Source organism: Bradyrhizobium sp. 62, assembly GCF_023073035.1.
GTDB lineage: Bacteria > Pseudomonadota > Alphaproteobacteria > Rhizobiales > Xanthobacteraceae > Bradyrhizobium.
Window position 1 is genome coordinate 174122 of sequence record NZ_JADPIT010000011.1, and the last position, 1250, is coordinate 175371.

Here is a 1250-nt window from a genome sequence, read left to right on the forward strand (position 1 = left end):
GTTGCAGTAGGAAATTTGCACAGCGGAATACAGGTGAAGCCAAAACGTCCGGCCTTCCCTGCGCAGCGGTTTTACGGCTTATGCCGTGCTCTCCCCGGGGAGCGATGCACTATTGCCCCCGTCGCCTTGCGGATGGCTGATGCTGCGAACCCGGTCGGGCCGCCACATCACCACAAGACTTGACGCACAGACCCCGGGCGTCAGGACGACACGGTTTTGCCGTACGCTGATCACACCGGTCGTGTGCGCGACGCTTTCGCTCACGGTTGCCCGCCCTGCGAAGCCATTCGCGCCGGTGTGGCCCGCGTCCGCCGCTGTCCGGCCCGCGTTCGTGACGATCGCGATGCGCCCCTCTTCCTTGAGCCGGGTTGCCGCGACACATACGCCGTTTCCGAATTTCGGTAAAGTGGAATATTTTAGCGGCGGGCGTTGACCGACAGCTTGGGTGTTTTGCCCGACGGGCAATGCAAGGGCTTGTAGCCGGATGAGCGAAGCGACATCCGGGAATCGTGACACGAGCTGCCCCGGGTATCGCTTCGCTCATTCGGGCTACGGCCTGGCTGCTTGCAATGCTGAGTTTTGCCGCAACCCTCAGTGCCTCACCACCAGCACCGAGCATTTTGCGTAGCGCACGACATGCCCGGCATTGGAGCCGAGGAAATAGGTGCGCATCGCCGGCCGGTGCGAGGTCATCACGATCAGCTCGGCCTTCATGTGCACGGCTTCCTCCAGGATCTCGTGATAGATGCCGCCCTGGCGCACCACGCTGGAGATGCGGGAAGGCTCGATGCCGGACTCGCGTGCGACGATGGCGAGGGCTTCTTCCGAGGTCTGGCGCTGCTGTTCGTCGAAATCGGCCGGCACGTATTCGGCCAGCATCACCGGCGTCATCGGCAGCACGTTGAGCAGGCGCACCACGCCGCTCCAGGTCTGTGACAGCGTTGCCGCGGTCGCGATCGCCGGCTTGGCCAGATCGGTGTCGGCGAGGTCGATGGGCACGAGGATGGACTTGAACATCTGCGCCTCCAAATCTTCCAGTCAGGACGTCTTGCCGGCACGTCGCGCGATCAACCCGATCGAAGCAGCCTTAACTTCGAAGCAACCTCGGACTGACGAACAGCACCAGCTTGCCGCGGCGGTAAGCCACGTCACCCCAATCCTTGACGTCAAAGTCGAAGATCGCAAGCCCCGACGTGGGCAGGTTGTCGGCGAGCGCCTTGGCGGCGGCGGGATCGCCGCCGCCCGTCAGC

At 63.6% G+C, this 1250-nt stretch carries 1 protein-coding gene and 1 pseudogene; both read right to left on the reverse strand.

Annotation, left to right across the window (positions count from 1 at the left end; translation table 11 throughout):
- Positions 1–591 precede the first annotated feature (591 nt).
- Positions 592–1017, reverse strand: a complete 426-nt coding sequence (locus tag IVB47_RS07535) for a universal stress protein (protein WP_007602088.1) — start codon at positions 1015–1017, stop codon at positions 592–594.
- Positions 1018–1087: 70 nt separating this feature from the next.
- A pseudogene (locus IVB47_RS07540) lies at positions 1088–1250 on the reverse strand (histidine phosphatase family protein); the annotation flags it as partial.

Excerpts from the sequence above, each read along its gene's own strand:
- IVB47_RS07535 (WP_007602088.1), bottom strand. The coding sequence starts at position 1,017 with ATGTTCAAGTCCATCCTCGTGCCCATCGACCTCGCCGACACCGATCTG.